15 protein-coding genes are annotated in these 14,489 nt (G+C 72.8%); 3 read left to right on the top strand and 12 right to left on the bottom strand.

The genetic code is table 11. From position 1 onward, the window contains the following. Positions 1-19: 19 nt before the first annotated feature. From Actkin_RS08005 to Actkin_RS07995, 3 genes are all read right to left on the bottom strand, one after another. A complete protein-coding gene (locus Actkin_RS08005) occupies positions 20-1,045 on the bottom strand; it encodes a 6-phosphofructokinase (protein ID WP_258906539.1) in 1,026 nt (341 codons plus the stop codon). Positions 1,046-1,147: 102 nt separating this feature from the next. Further along, a complete protein-coding gene (locus tag Actkin_RS08000; protein ID WP_258906538.1) occupies positions 1,148-1,645 on the bottom strand; it encodes a polyadenylate-specific 3'-exoribonuclease AS in 498 nt (165 codons plus the stop codon). A gap of 14 nt (positions 1,646-1,659) precedes the next feature. Further along, complete coding sequence (locus tag Actkin_RS07995; RefSeq protein WP_189212457.1) at positions 1,660-2,349, bottom strand: lysophospholipid acyltransferase family protein; 690 nt, start codon at positions 2,347-2,349, stop codon at positions 1,660-1,662. Between the two features lie 149 nt (positions 2,350-2,498). Between Actkin_RS07995 and Actkin_RS07990 the strand changes: the two genes are divergently transcribed. Beyond that, positions 2,499-3,260: an alpha/beta hydrolase gene (locus Actkin_RS07990; RefSeq protein ID WP_258906537.1), complete on the top strand. Its 762-nt coding sequence runs from the start codon at positions 2,499-2,501 to the stop codon at positions 3,258-3,260. A gap of 49 nt (positions 3,261-3,309) precedes the next feature. Further along, complete coding sequence (locus Actkin_RS07985; protein WP_229787075.1) at positions 3,310-3,777, top strand: DUF308 domain-containing protein; 468 nt, start codon at positions 3,310-3,312, stop codon at positions 3,775-3,777. A gap of 356 nt (positions 3,778-4,133) precedes the next feature. Here Actkin_RS07985 and Actkin_RS07980 read toward each other — a convergent pair whose 3' ends face one another. The 6 genes from Actkin_RS07980 to Actkin_RS07955 form a co-directional block, all read right to left on the bottom strand. After that, positions 4,134-5,084 (bottom strand): ROK family protein, encoded by a 951-nt coding sequence (locus tag Actkin_RS07980; protein ID WP_258906536.1) that lies wholly within the window; start codon positions 5,082-5,084, stop codon positions 4,134-4,136. Beyond that, a complete protein-coding gene (locus Actkin_RS07975; RefSeq protein WP_229787076.1) occupies positions 5,081-5,428 on the bottom strand; it encodes a hypothetical protein in 348 nt (115 codons plus the stop codon). The genes Actkin_RS07980 and Actkin_RS07975 overlap by 4 nt, the downstream gene beginning before the upstream one ends. A gap of 618 nt (positions 5,429-6,046) precedes the next feature. After that, complete coding sequence (locus Actkin_RS07970) at positions 6,047-7,141, bottom strand: ArsA family ATPase (protein WP_258906535.1); 1,095 nt, start codon at positions 7,139-7,141, stop codon at positions 6,047-6,049. After that, complete coding sequence (locus Actkin_RS07965) at positions 7,141-7,578, bottom strand: SRPBCC family protein (protein WP_258906534.1); 438 nt, start codon at positions 7,576-7,578, stop codon at positions 7,141-7,143. The genes Actkin_RS07970 and Actkin_RS07965 overlap by 1 nt, the downstream gene beginning before the upstream one ends. Before the next feature lie 19 nt (positions 7,579-7,597). Then, entirely contained in the window at positions 7,598-8,389 is a 792-nt protein-coding gene (locus Actkin_RS07960; protein WP_258906533.1) for a metallophosphoesterase family protein, read from the bottom strand. 9 nt (positions 8,390-8,398) lie between these two features. Then, on the bottom strand, positions 8,399-8,779 hold the full coding sequence (locus Actkin_RS07955; RefSeq protein WP_189212459.1) for a polyketide cyclase / dehydrase and lipid transport: 381 nt from the start codon (positions 8,777-8,779) through the stop codon (positions 8,399-8,401). 79 nt (positions 8,780-8,858) lie between these two features. Between Actkin_RS07955 and Actkin_RS07950 the strand changes: the two genes are divergently transcribed. After that, positions 8,859-10,631 carry an AMP-dependent synthetase/ligase gene (locus Actkin_RS07950; RefSeq protein ID WP_258906532.1) on the top strand — a complete coding sequence of 591 codons (1,773 nt, stop codon included), beginning with the start codon at positions 8,859-8,861 and terminating at the stop codon, positions 10,629-10,631. Here Actkin_RS07950 and Actkin_RS07945 read toward each other — a convergent pair. The 3 genes from Actkin_RS07945 to Actkin_RS07935 form a co-directional block, all read right to left on the bottom strand. Continuing rightward, positions 10,616-11,743, bottom strand: coding sequence for a glycosyltransferase family 4 protein (locus tag Actkin_RS07945; protein WP_258906531.1), 1,128 nt, complete (start codon positions 11,741-11,743; stop codon positions 10,616-10,618). The two genes, Actkin_RS07950 and Actkin_RS07945, sit on opposite strands and share 16 nt — an antisense overlap. Positions 11,744-11,752: 9 nt before the next feature. Beyond that, positions 11,753-13,099: a gluzincin family metallopeptidase gene (locus Actkin_RS07940; RefSeq protein ID WP_258908102.1), complete on the bottom strand. Its 1,347-nt coding sequence runs from the start codon at positions 13,097-13,099 to the stop codon at positions 11,753-11,755. Between the two features lie 68 nt (positions 13,100-13,167). Next, entirely contained in the window at positions 13,168-14,214 is a 1,047-nt protein-coding gene (locus Actkin_RS07935) for a C40 family peptidase (protein WP_189211945.1), read from the bottom strand. Positions 14,215-14,489 lie beyond the last annotated feature (275 nt).

Below are 14,489 nucleotides of genomic sequence, written 5' to 3'. Positions count from 1 at the left end.
GGCGCGCGAGCACGTTCGATCAGCCGAAGAAGACCTCGGCCTCGGCGTAGCGCTCCAGCGGCACAGTCTTCAGCTCCGCGGTCGCCTCGGCGAGCTTGACCCGGACGATGTCGGTGCCGCGCAGGGCGACCATGACGCCGAAGTCGCCGTCGGCGACCGCGTCCACCGCGTGCAGGCCGAAGCGGGTGGCCAGCACCCGGTCGTACGCGGTCGGCGTGCCGCCGCGCTGGGTGTGGCCCAGCACGACCGCGCGCGACTCCTTGCCGGTGCGCTCGGCGATCTCCTCGGCCAGCCAGGTGCCGATGCCGCCGAGCCGGACGTGGCCGAAGGCGTCCTTCTCGCCGGTCAGCAGCACCTCGTCGCCGCCCTCGGGCAGCGCGCCCTCGGCCACGACGATGATCGGGGCGTACTCGCGCTCGAAGCGCCGCTCGACCCACTCGACGACCTTGTCGACGCTGAACGGCCGCTCGGGCACCAGGATCACGTTCGCGCCGCCCGCCAGGCCCGAGTGCAGCGCGATCCAGCCAGCGTGGCGGCCCATGACCTCCACCACGAGCGCGCGGTGGTGCGACTCGGCGGTCGTGCGCAGCCGGTCGATCGACTCGGTGGCGATGTGCACCGCGGTGTCGAAGCCGAAGGTGTAGTCGGTGGCGCCGAGGTCGTTGTCGATGGTCTTCGGCACGCCGACGACGCCCACACCGTCGTCGGTCAGCTTCTTGGCCACGCCGAGGGTGTCCTCGCCGCCGATGGCGATCAGCGCGTCCACGCCCTGGTCGGCGAGCACGGCCTTGATCTTGTCGACGCCGCCGTCGACCTTGTAGGGGTTGGTGCGCGACGAGCCGAGGATCGTGCCGCCCCTGGTGAGGATGTCCTCGACGTCGTCGAGGCCGATGGGCTTGCTGATCCCCTCCACCGGTCCCCGCCAGCCGTTGCGGAACCCGACGACCTCCCAGCCGTGGACCTCGATGCCCTTGCGCACCACAGCCCGGATGACCGCGTTGAGACCGGGACAGTCACCGCCACCGGTGAGCACGCCGACCCGCATGGGGAATCCCTCCGATTGCAATTCGATTCAGTGACAGCCGTCACCGGCTAGCCTGCCATCGACTGAATCGGTATAGCAACCAGGGGGTCCACGGGGTGGACCTCATCGGGCGGTGCGCCGCCGCCAGTGCTCGTCGATGACCCGCCACCGCACGAGGTTGTGCCGGGCGTCGGCCAGCGCGTCGTGGGCGTCGGCAGGCGGGGCGGGCAGCGTGGGCTTGCCCGCGTCCTCCCAGCGCTGGCGCAGCTCCCTGGTGAAGCGCGGCAGTTCCCTCGGCATGGCGGGCATCGCGCCCCACAGCTGGCCGAGGGCGACGTGGTCGTAGGCGCCGAACCACGCCCACAGCTCGACCCGCCCCTTGCCCGCGGTCAGGAACGCCATCAGGTCACGGCGGATCGCCGCCCGGTCCCGCCACGCCTTGTCGCTGGGGGGCGGGAGCTTGTCGAGCACGTTGTCGCGCACCCACGGCCCGGCCTTGTCCGGGTTGAACTCCGTGGAGACCGCGTAGAACTCCCTGCCCTGCTCGTCGACGACACCGATCGACACCAGGTCGATGGTCGTTCCGTCCTCGATGAATTCGGTGTCGTAGAAAAACCGCACGTCGAGACTCTAGGTCAGCTCGCTTTCGCGTCGGGGAGGCGGTCCGGGACGGCCTCCTTCGCCTTCGCGGCGTACATGTCGACGTACTCCTGGCCGGACAGCTCCATCAGCGCGTACATGATCTCGTCGGTGATGGAGCGCTCGATGAAGCGGTCGCCGTCGAGGCCCTCGTAGCGGGAGAAGTCCAGCGGCTTGCCCACCTTGATCCGGATCGGGTACGGCCGCCACATCTTCGAGCCGATGGGGTTCGCCTTGTCGGTGCCGAACATCGCGACCGGGATCACCGGGACGCCCGCCTGCAGGGCGATGCGGGCCACGCCGGTCTTGCCCCGGTAGAGGCGGCCGTCCGGGGAGCGGGTGCCCTCCGGGTAGATGCCCATCAGCTTGCCCTCGCGCAGCAACCGGACCGCGGTGTCGAGGGCGGCCTGGGCGGCGCTCGCCCCGGAGCGGTCGATGGGGATCTGGCCGACGCCGGTGAAGAACCACTTCTTGAACCGGCCCTTGATCCCCGGCTCGGTGAAGTACTCGATCTTGGCGGGGAAGGTCACCCTGCGGTCGACCATGAGCGGGAGGAAGAACGAGTCGGAGACGGCGAGGTGATTGCTGGCCAGCAGCGCACCCCCCGCGGCGGGGATGTTCTCCGCGCCCTCGATCTTCGGGCGGAAGAACAGCCGCAGCAGCGGGCCGAGCAGGATGTGCTTCATCAGCCAGTACACGCGGGCCTCCGTCCTCAGCAGCGATCAAGGGTACTGCGTCGGGTAACGCGGGTCCGCATCGCGGAGATGGTCCGGTCAACCCCAGCATTGTTCGTGCGACCATGACATGTCCGACGACGTGTCGAAGGTGAGGACGGGTGCCAGGCATCGCAGGCGCGGAGCGGTTCGCGCACGACGGGTCCACCGAGATCGGCGTGCTGCTCAGCCACGGGTTCACCGGCTCGCCGTTCAGCCTGCGGCCGTGGGCCGACCGGCTGGTGGCCGAGGGCTTCAGCGTGCGGCTGCCGCTGCTGCCCGGGCACGGCACCCGCTGGCAGGACATGAACCGCACCACCTGGCCGCAGTGGTACGGCGAGGTCGAGTCGTCGTTCCTCGAGCTGCGCGAGCGGTGCGCGACGGTGTTCGCCTTCGGCCTGTCGATGGGCGGGACGCTGTGCCTGCGGCTGGCGCAGACGCACGGGTCCGACGTGGCGGGATTGGTGCTGGTGAACCCGTCGGTGCTGTCGCTGCGCCGCGACATCCGGCTGGTGTCCGCGCTCGCGCGGCTGGTGCCGTCGGTGCGGCCGATCAGCGACGACATCGCCAAGCCGGGCGTGACCGAGCACGCATACCCCCGCACCCCATTGCGCGCGCTGGCCAGCCTGACCAAGCTGTGGGCTACGGTCCGCGCCGACCTGCCCGCGGTGACGCAGCCCTTGCTGCTGCTGCACTCGGCGGTGGACAACGTGGTGGAGCCGGAGAACTCGAAGGTGGTGTTGGCCGAGGTGAGCAGTACCGACGTCACCGAGGTCGTGCTGGAGAACAGCCGCCACGTCGCCACGCTCGACCACGACGCCGACCTGATCTTCGACCGCAGCATCGCCTTCGCGCGGCGCCTGGGGGCGGGTGACCGGGTGTGAGCCTGCCGACGCGCCACGAGCGGCGGCCCGGAGCCTGCGAGGAGGGGCCGTGAGCGGACGACTGGGGGACGGCCGGGGCGACAGCCCCGAGGACATCGACGCGGCGTTCGCCCAGATCGTCGCCGACCTGGAACGCGAGGGCGTCGGCCGCGCCCTCCCCGACGACCCGCCCGCGCCCGAGCCGGAGCCGGAGCCCGCACCCGCCGTGCCGGTGAGCCCCGGCGAGTCGTGGCGCGGATACCAGGACGAGTACGACGCCTTCGACGACAACGTTGACGAGCACTACGAGCCGCCCGAGCCCCCGCCGCTGCCCCGCCTGCGCTGGCCGACCCTGGTGGCGATCGGGATGCTGGTGGTGGGCGTGGTCTTGCTGCTCCTGCCCGTGATCACCGCCATGGACGGCCGCTTCGCCACCCCCGTCGGCCTGGTCTGCTTGGGCGCTGGAATCGGCCTGCTCCTCCTCCGCGCCCGCCCCACCTCCCGCCTGGACCCCGGCGACAACGGCGCCGAGGTCTGACCCCGCGTCCGCCCGCCCAGATGATGCGATCATCTGAAATCCCCGGCGGCCGTCCCCTCAGATGTTCTGACCATCCGAAAAGCCGCCCCGTCCAGATGTTCTGAGCATCTCAAATAGCTTGACCACTCAGATGATCAGACCATTTTGAACGCAGATGATCTGACCATCCCAAATTTTAAAATGGTCACGTCATCTGCATTTCCGATGATGTCGTCATCTCGGTTTCACATGGGCACATCATCCCTGCGCGCGCCCTCAGCATTCGGATGGTCGCGCCATCTGATCGAGATGTTCAGATCATCTCGGTAGCTCGGATGATCTCATCATCCGAGTCTGAGATGATGAGATCATCCGGGTCAGGCGGAACGGTGGGATTCCGTTGCCAGGGCGGCTGCGCCGACCAGGCCCGCGTCGTCGCCTAGTTGGGCGGGGCGGATGCGGGCCAGGGGGCGGTGGCCCGCGCCGGTGAGGGCGCGGGTGTAGTGGGCGCGGGCGTCGTCGAGGAAGAGTTCGGCGGATTCGGAGACGCCGCCGCCGATGACGATGACCTCCGGGTCGTACACGTCGGCGGCCAGGGCCAGGCCCTCGCCCAGCCAGTGCGCGAGATCGGCGACGGCGCGCTGGGCGACCGGGTCGCCTTCGCGGGCGGCGGCCGCCACCTTGCGGCCGGTGAGGGCGCCGGGGTCGGCGGCGACCTCGCGGGCCAGGAGCGGGGCGGCGGAGGGGTCGGCGGCGAGGAGGTCGAGGGCGGTGGCGGCCAGTGCCGTGCCGCTGCAGTAGCGCTCCCAGCACCCGGACTTGCCGCACCCGCACGGTCTGCCGTCCGGGACCAAGCGCAGGTGGCCCAGTTCGGGGGCGACGCCGTGCGCGCCGCGGAAGACGGCGCCGTCGAGGAGGAGGGCGCCGCCGATGCCGGTGCCCAGCGCGACCAGCAGGCCGACCCGGGCGCCGCGCAGGGCGCCGTAGCGGTGTTCGCCGACGGCGGCGGCGTTGGCGTCGTGCTCCAGCACCACCGGCAGGCCCAGCCGGGCGGCCACCCGGTCGGCGACGGGCGCGGCGCGCCAGGGCAGGTGCGGGGCGAACAGCACCGTCGCCCGGTCCGCGCCGACGAACCCGGCGACGGCGAGGCCGACCGCGCTGACGTCGTGGCGTTCCACAAGCGTGCCGACCACCGCGCAGATGACGTCCTCGAGCGCGCGCTCCCCCGGCGGCGTCTGCCCTCGTGCGGTGTCGATGATCTGCCCGGTGGAGTCGACCACGCCCGCGCGCACGCTGGTGCCGCCGACGTCGACCCCGACCGTCCTCACGTGCGCCGCACGGGAATGCGCTGAACCCGCCCCGACTCCGGCGGCGGCTTGGGCGGCGGCGTGAACCCCGGCATGTGCGGCCCCTCCTCCGGCGCCCACCGATCGGCCAGCACGGCGCGGAACAGGGCGACGAGATCGGCCATCCGCTCCAGACTCTGCGCCGCCAACACCGACGGCTCACCCCGCATCAGGGCGATCACCCCGCACAGCGGACACCAGTCACACGCCGCCGGTTCATGCTCGCTCGCGGCCACCCGATCCAGCCACGGCCCCGCCTGCTCGGCGACGGCGGCGAACAACAGCGACAACTCCTCGGCCAACCTACTGCCGGGGTCAGACGACACGCGCACTCCTCCCCGACCTCACCGGAACCCGCCCATCCTGCCCCACGCACCCCGCCCTCGCGCACCCGCGTCCGTTCGCAGGGAGGCCGCCCACCGCAGCCAGAGGCCAACACCTGGACCGACCCGACCATTGCGCCACCGCCGGGGCGGTCCATAACCGAAGTGGATGGTGGCGCGGCGGCAGATGGCGCGGGGCAGGTAGCGCCTTGGCGGCGCATGGTGGCGCGGCGGGGGTGGATGGCGCGCGTAGCGCCCTGGGGCGCAGGGTGGGCGGCGGGTAGTGGCGGCGGGTGGTGCCGTGGATGCCGCTTGAGCGGGGGCCATGGGCACTGCCGGTTAGGGCGGTGCGGCTTTCATCAGCGCAGGATGTACCGCTGGCTGTCGGCGGCGGGTGGTGCCGTGGGTGCCGCTTGGGTGGTGCCATGGGCACTGCCGGTTAGAGCGGTGCGGCTTTGATCAGCGCAGGATGGACCGCTGGCTGTCGGCGGCGGTCAAGGGCGTGCCAGGGACCATCGACCACGGTCGACTGGGTCAGGGACAGGCGTGATCCGTCGGAGGTGAGTAGCAGCGCAGGCTCCCCCAGCCCTCGGCTTTCTGCACAAGCACCGTCGGCGCCCGTTAGGCGGTCGGTGGGGTGAAGCGTAGGACCAGGCCCGTGGCGCTTGCTGTGGCGTCGGTGACGGTGTGGTGGCGGAGGATCAGGGGGAGGGCGATGAGTTTGCGCACGCCGTCGACCGTGATGGAGAGGTCGTCGTCGATTCGGGCGAGGGTGAGGGTGGCGTCGTCGGTTATGGGGAACGCGATGGTCAGGAGGTGGTCATCGCCGTCGGTTGTGATGGACAGGAGGCGGTCGGCGGCGGGGCCGGTGTCCAGGGGGTCCGCCGGGCCGTAGAGCTCGTCGGCCAGGGAGCGCAGGGCGGGGACGCCGACGGGCTCCGCCGCGCGGTGTTCGACCACGCTGACCGGCAGTGCTGAGTCCAAAGAGGACAGCACCGCGTCCTGTTCGGACCGGCGGGTGCGCAGCCAGGCCGCCGCCGGGCCGGGCCAGTGACGCGCCCGGGGCACCAGGCGGTTGACGATCAGGGCGTCCACGCGGATGCCGCGCAGCGCCAGGGCCGTCATGGTGCGGCGGGTCTCGGCGACCACCAGGCGTTCCGGGGTCAGGACCAGGCGGACGCCGGTCGCGGTCGGGTCGGCGAGGATGGAGCGCAGGCGGGCCAGTTCGGCCGCCAGCTTGCGCAGCTCCCCGAACCGGGCGAGGAAGCCGGACGCGGCCTCCGGCAGGGCGAGCAGGCGCAGGGTCTCCGCCGTCGGCCCGCAGTCGACCACGACCGCCTTCCACGGGCCCGCCGACGCCAGCCGGACGACCTCGGACAACGCCAGCAGGTCGTCCACGCCCGGCAGGACCGCCAGCTCCTCCGCGTCGACCGCGTCGAGCCCGAGCCGGGCGAACAGCAACCGCGCCTGGGACCGCAGGCCGGACCACTGCCGGTCGGCCAGCGCCCGCGCGTCGACGTGCGCAGCCCACAGCTGCTTGTCCACTTCGGACGGCTCGCCCCCGAGCCTGGCCCCGAAGGCGTCGGCGAGGGAGTGCGCGGGGTCGGTGGAGACCACGAGGACCTTGTCGCCGGAGTCGGCGACCCGGACGGCCGTCGCCGCGGCCAGGGTGGTCTTGCCCACCCCGCCCTTCCCGGTGAACAGCAGGAGGCGCATCAGTCCTGTTCGGCCCGGCGCTTGAGCTCCTTGAGCGCGATATCCATGATCATCTTCTCGGCCTTGCGCCGGAACAGCCCGATCATCGGCACGGCCAGCTGCACCGACAGGGTGTAGGTGACCTCGGTGCGCCCGTCCCGCTCGACGAGCCGGTAGCGGCCGTGCTGGGACCGCTGCATCTGGCCCTTGACCAGCTCCCAGTCCACCGAGAGCCCGTCGTCGGCCCAGGTGTATGCCAGCGTGTAGACGTCCTTGAACACGCCCGCGTCCAGGGTGAACGTGACCTGCTCGGCCCGGCCGTCGGCGTCGGTCGACAGCACCTCGGTCGACTTCACCGCGTTCGCCCACTCCGGATACGCCGGGAAGTCCGCGATCACCGCCATGATCCGCGCCGCGGGCGCGTCGACGACGATGGACTGGGTGGACTCGTCGGCCATGAGGCCAGAGGCTACCCGGTCACCAGCGCAGCACGTACGGGGTCTCGGCGCGCTTGAAGTGCCCGACGTTGGCGCACTCGGTCGCCGCGAACCGCAGCCTGCGGCACAGCGGCTGGTGGACGTGCCCGAACAGCGCCCACCTCGGCCGGTCGGCCAGGATCCGCGCGACCAGGCCCGCCGAGCCGTGCTCGACGCGCCGGGCGACGACGTCGTAGGTCAGCTCCGGCAGGTCCGGCGGCGCGTGGCTGCACAGCACGTCGACCGGCGGCAGCGCGGCCACCGCGGCGTCGTACTCCTCGGGCTCGCGCAGGTAGGCGCGGAACACGGCGGTGCGCGGGGGCGGCCGCATCCCGGGAGGCAGCACCGCGCCGCCGACGAAGCCGAACCGCAGCCCGCCGATCTCGGCGACCGCGCCGTCGAGCACCTGGACGCCGTCGCCTGCGAACTCCGGCCACAGCGCGGGCAGGTCGACGTTGCCCGGCGTGGCGTAGGTGGGCGCGGGCAGCGCGGCGAACAGGGCCGCGTACTGCTCGCGCACGGCCTCCTCGACCGTCACGCGCGCGTCGGACAGCCCGGACCACAGCGTCCGCGCGTAGGCGCCCGCCTCGCCGGGCTTGCCGTCGCGGCGCAGCCGGGCGAACACGCCCACCGCGTCCGGGCCGAACACGCGCCCGAAGATCCCCGCCCCGTGGTCGTGGTAGTCGACGAAATCGATCAGGTCACCCAGCACGACCAGCGCGTCCGCGCCGTCGCCCGCCCGTTTGAGTGCCTCGACGTTGCCGTGCACGTCGGAGACGACATGAACCCGCACAGATCGAGTTTACGGTGCGCAGCCGGGCGCCCGGCCGTCCTCCAAGATCGTCTTGAGCCGGAACGCCAGGGCCTTGGCGGCGAGCTGGCGGCGGGTCTTCTCCCGGTGCAGCCTGCGCGGCGACGGCGAGCCGGGCAGGTCGGCGCGGAGGAAGTAGTGCAGGAGTGTGCCGTCGAGCACCGGCTCGAGCCAGACCTCCATCGTGCCGGTCAGCGCCCCGGTCACGGTCCAGCGCATGCCCTCGTCGCCGCGGTCGGCGTAGACCTTCGGCCGCAGGTCGGGCCAGAACCCCCGCCAGGCGGCGGGGTCGGCGAAGACGGCGGCCACCGCGCCCGGCGGGGCCACCACGAACGTCTCGTCAACCACATCCACTTGCGGCACGGGGTGCAGGATGCCAGACCGCCGCGCACCGGCCGCACACCCCGGACTACCTTGCTTGGGTAACTCACCGAATCCACGGAGGGGTCCCGTGCGCGAATACGGCGTGCCCGCGATCAGCACCGTCGCGCCCGACGAGAGCCTGACCGACATGGTGTGGGCCAACGCCGAGCGCTTCGCCGACGCCGTCGCCTTCCGCAGGCGGGTCGACGGCACCTGGATCGACGTCACCACCCGCGAGTTCGCCGCCGAGGTGCTGGCCGTCGCCAAGGGCCTGATCGCGGCGGGCGTGCGGCCCGGCGACCGGGTCGCCCTGATGTCGCGCACCCGCTACGAGTGGACGCTGGTCGACTTCGCGGTGTGGGCCGCGGGCGGGGTGACCGTGCCGGTGTACGAGACGTCGTCGGCCGAACAGGTGGCCTGGATCCTCGCCGACTCCGGGGCGCGCGCGGTCGTCGTGGAGGACGACACGCACCGGCGGACCGTCGAGAGCGTCGTCGACCGGCTGGGCGAGGTCGTGCGGATCTGGCAGATCGAGCCGGGGCACGACTGCGCGATCGAGGAGCTGACCGCGCTCGGCGCGGACCTCCCCGACGAGGACGCGCACCGCCGCCGCCGGGCCGTCGGCTCGGCCGACCTGGCCACCCTGGTCTACACCTCCGGCACGACCGGGCGGCCCAAGGGCGTCGAGCTGACCCACGCCAACCTGCTGGCCGAGATCCGCGCCGACATCGCCGCGTTCCCGCACCTGCTGCGGCCGGGCAACTCGATGCTGGTGTTCCTGCCGCTGGCGCACGTCTTCGCCCGCGCGATCGCGCTGTGCTGCGTGTACGCGCGCACCACGCTCGGCCACCTGCCGGACGTGAAGACGCTCGTCGCGGACCTGTCGACGTTCCGGCCGACGTTCGTGGTCGCGGTGCCGAGGGTCTTCGAGAAGGTCTACAACAGCGCCCGGCAGAGCGCGCGCGCCGCCGGCCGCGAGCAGGTCTTCGACATCGCCGAGGCGCTGGCCGTGGAGTACAGCCAGGCCGTCGACAGGGGCCCGGTCCCGCTGGGCCTGCGGATCAGGCACGCGCTCGCGGGCAGGCTGGTGTACTCCCGGCTGCGCGCGGTCCTCGGCGGCCGCTGCGTCGCGGCGATCTCCGGCAGCGCGCCGCTGGGCGAGCACCTCGCCCACTTCTTCCGCGGCGTCGGCGTGCCGGTGTACGAGGGCTACGGCCTCACCGAGACGGCAGCGGCGGTGTGCGTCAACACCCAGGCCGCGTTCCGCGTGGGCACGGTCGGCCGCCCGGTGGCGGGCGCGCGGGTGGCGATCGCGGAGGACGGCGAGATCCTGCTGCGCGGCCCGATGGTCTCCGCGGGCTACTGGCGCGGTGACCGCACCGGCGAGTGGTTCGCCACCGGCGACCTCGGCGACCTCGACGCCGACGGCTACCTGCGCATCACCGGCCGCAAGAAGGAGCTCATCGTGACCGCGGGCGGCAAGAACGTCGCCCCCGCGGTGCTGGAGGACCGGGTCCGCAGGCACCCGCTGGTCAGCCAGTGCCTGGTGGTGGGCGACCGCAGGCCGTTCATCGCCGCCCTGGTCACCCTGGACCCCGACTTCACCACCGCGTGGGCGGCCGAGCGCGGCAAGTCCCCCGACGCGCTGGCCGAGGACGCCGAGCTGCGCGCGGAGATCCAGACCGCGGTCGACGAGGCCAACAAGGCGGTCTCGCAGGCGGAGTCCATCCGGGCTTTCGTGGTCCTGCCCCGCGACTTCACCGAGGAGGCGGGCGAGGTCACCCCCAGCCTCAAGCTCCGCCGCGACACCATCCTCAAGACCTACGGCGACACCATCGCCGCCATCTACGAGCGCCGGTAGACCGTCTCCCCCGACAGCAGTCGCTCCAGACGGGCGGTGCGGTCGCGCCACGACCACGCCCTGCGCATCCACTCGCGGCCCGCCGCGCCCATGGACCGCGCGCGGACGGGGTCGGCGAGCAGCGCGCCCACCCGGTCGGCCACGTCGGCGACGGACCGGCCGTCGATCACGTGCCCGGTGTGGCCGTCGTCGACGGTCTCCGGGGCGCCGCCGGAGTCGCCTGCGACGACCGGGAGGCCCGTCGCGGCGGCCTCGAGGAAGACGATGCCCAGTCCCTCGACGTCCAGGCCCCGGCCGTGCGTGCGGCAGGGCATGGCGAACACGTCGCCCGCCGCGTAGTGCGCGGGCAGCTCCGACCACGGGACCGAGCCGGTGAACACGACGTGGTCGGACACGCCCTCCTGGGCCGCCAGCGACCCCAGCGACGAGCGGTACGGGCCGCCGCCGACCAGCAGCAGGGCCGCGTCGCGGACCCGCTCCCGGATGCGCGGGAGCGCGCGGATCAGCACGTCCTGGCCCTTGCGCGGCATCAGCCGGGACACGCACACCACCACCGGCCGGTCGCCGAGGCCGTGCCGGGCCCTGATCTCCGCGCGCGCGGCGTCGTCGGGCTTGTAGAGGTCCGTGTCGACGCCCGAGGGCAGCAGTTCCAGCGCCGCGCGCGGGCCGAACGCGGCGGCGAAGCGGCTTCGGGTGTACTGGCTGACGTAGGTGATCACGTCGGTCGTCGAGCCGATCCGGCGCAGCGCCTGCCGGGCGACGGGCAGCATCGACCAGCCAACCTCGTGCCCGTGCGTGCTGGCCACCGTCCGCTCCGCGCCCAGCGGCCCCAGCAGGGCCAGCGGGGCCGCCGCGCCGTACCAGACGGTCCCGCAGCCCTCGGCCCGGACGATCTCGCGGGCCCGCCGCGCGACCGACGGGGTGGGCAGCATCAGCGAGCCGGGGTGGCGCACGACCGGGAACGGCTGGCGGGCGTCGAACTCGGCAGCGCCCTCCCATGCCGGGGCGTACACCACCAGATCGGACAGGCGGGTCGCGAACGAGTGCAGATAGGCCTGGATGCCGCCCGGTCGGGGCGGGAAGTCGTTGGTCACCAGCAGGGTCCGACGCATCAGCCCAAACTAGCCCAGCACCTCTTTGAGGTGGCCGCGCCACTCGTCCAGCAGGGCGGCCCGGTCCAGGCCGACGGCCGCCAGCAGCAGCGAGTCGGTCTCGGCCGCGGAGACCGGGCCCGCGCCCGCCACCGACCGGTACAGCTCGACCAGCTCGCGCTCGCCGAAGCGCTCGGCGAGGAACCGGGCGATCGACCAGGCCTGCTGGTAGGCCAGGTCCAGCTCCTTGTCCCGGGCGCGGAAGGACCGGTCGTCGGGCAGGCCGGGCGGCGCGCCCGTGTCGCGGACCAGCGCGGCCAGGTCGGGCGCGCCCTGGGCCAGGGTGAGGCCGCTGTCGCGGTAGCCGACGTAGTCGGCGAAGCCCTCCAGCAGCCACATCGGCGAACCGTCCACCGTGCGCCCGCGCGCGGCGACGTGGGTGATCTCGTGCCGCAGGACGACCTTGAGCGAGGCGACGGACAGCGCCCGCGCGCCCACCGGGCTGAGCACGACGCGCTGGCCGACGGCCAGGTTCGCCGCGGTGTCCACCCGGTCCGCGGTGGCCACGGCGACCACCGACTCCACCGGGAAGTCGGGGCCGACCAGCGCGCGCATCTCCGCCGGGCTGTCCGGCAGGATCAGCGCGACCTTGCCCGACCAGTCAGCGCCCCACACGTCGGCGACCGCGCGCACGGCCGGGTCCAGCTCGCGGACCAGCCGGTCGACCATCGGCTGGCTGCCCGGGTGCGCCAGCACCAGGCCCGCGTCGGTGGCCACGACCTGGCAGGGCGCGAAGTCCCACGGCCCGCGCCACGTGCGCCTGCCCAGCTCGGACAGCGCGGTGTCGGAGTGCAGGTACCAGGCGTCGCCGCGGCGGGCGAAGAGGTAGCCCATGTCGCGGGCGGTGGGCACGGTGTCGACCCCGCGCAGGGCGTAGTGCAGCTCGACGCCGGGCGCCCACAGCTCGGTGGCGGTCCGGTCGGCGTCGGGCAGGCCCGCCAGGTCGAGCACGTCGGCCGGGTCGACGGCGTAGGACCAGTGGGCGAGCGGGACGCCGTCGAGGTTGTCGAACAGGTCCTGCTGCGCCTCGCGGAACCACGGCTCGGCCTGCGGGTCGACGGTGGCGAGGAAGGCCTGCCGGTCGCGGTCGCGCACGGCCGACGCGCGGCGCTCCAGCAGGGCGGACACGGCGTCGCCGCGCAGGACGTCGACGGCGGAGGGCTCGGCGGGCGGCACCGCGCCCATCGGCCGACCCTGGCCGGACTGGCCGAGCGGGCCCGACTCGTCCCCGGGCAGCGACACCAGGGCGACACCGGCGGCGGCGATCACCGCCACGATCGCGCCTAGCCACGCGCGTACCCGTGCCCTGGAGGCCATTCGGGAATCGTAGGGGAACACGACGACGGGCCCGTAGCCAACCGGCTACGGGCCCGTGATCGCGCTTGTCAGCCCGCGACCCGGCGCGCGCCGAAGTAGTCGCTGCCGCCGCCGTCGATCGTGTCGGTCTTCACCGGCACGCCGAAGGTCGACGCGTGGACGATCCGGCCGCCGCCGATGTACATGGCGACGTGGTGGATGCTGCCCGCGCTGCTGCCGTAGAAGACCAGGTCGCCCGCCTTGAGCTCGCTGCGGGAGACGGGCACGCCGACGCCGAACTGGGCGCGGCTGGACCGCGGCAGGGACACGCCCGCCTCGCGGTAGGCGTACACCATCAGGCCGGAGCAGTCGAAGGTGTTCGGGCCCTCGGCGCCCCACTCGTACATGTCGCCGCGCTGGGCGAGGGCGGTGTTCATCGCGATGCCCGCCGCGCCGGGCGGGGCGATGTAGACGCCGGTGTCCGCGGGGCCGCGCAGCTCGGCGTTCTCCTCGGCGGTCAGCCGCTGGCGGGCGGCGTCGACCTCCTCGATCTGCTTCTGCAGCTCGTCGCGCTTCTTGGTGATGTCCGCGGTGAGCTTCTCGGCGTCGGCCTTGGCCTTGGCGGCGCGCTTCTGGCCGTCCTCGGCCTGCCTGCGGGCCTCCTCCGCGGTGGTGACCGCGGAGGTGTAGGCCGAGAGGGCCTGCTCGCTGTCGGCGGCGAGCACCGAGAGCGCGGAGGCGCGCTCCAGGAAGTCGTCGGGCGAGTCGCCGGTCAGCAGGGCGGAGATCTTGTTGAACCGGGCGCCCTGGAACGAGGCGCTGGCGAGGTCGTCGACCTGGCCGCGGAAGGCCTCCTCCTGGGCGCGCGCCTTCTTCTCCAGCTCCTTGGCGGCGGCGACGTCCTTGGTGGCCTTGTCGTAGTCGGCCTTCCTGGCCTTGAGGTCGTCCTGGGCCTTGAGCAGGTCCTCGTTGACGGTCGCGGCCTGCTCGCTGAGCTTCTTGTACTGCTCGACGGCCTCGGATGCGGTTGTGGGGGGCTGTGCCATGGCCGGTGAGGGGGAGAAGCTCACCACCGCGACGACAGCCGTGACGCCCATGGCGCCCTTCAGGGCTCTCTTGAGTCGATGCGACGCCACGTCGCGCGTACTCCTTCGTCCTCTGACCGCCACGCCGGCTGGCGCCGACCGCGGGGGACCGGTCCGACCCTCGTGGGGTCGAGCGGGGCGGCGATTCCGCGTCGTCGCCTCGGGGTTGGTGACGGGAAGCCGCGAAATCTCGGACAGGTTACGAAACGTGAGCCATGGCGTCCACCGACCGTGCCGTGAACGCCGGGAGATTCGCGCCGAACCCCCATCAGAGCAGTGCCGACTCCACACTGTGATGAGCGCAACAGCCCTGTTCACCCGATCGG

The sequence above is a fragment of the Actinokineospora sp. UTMC 2448 genome, from assembly GCF_024760565.1.
Classification (GTDB): domain Bacteria; phylum Actinomycetota; class Actinomycetes; order Mycobacteriales; family Pseudonocardiaceae; genus Actinokineospora; species Actinokineospora fastidiosa.
The sequence above is the reverse complement of the archived record's forward strand: the minus strand, read 5'-3'. Positions and strand labels throughout refer to the sequence as shown.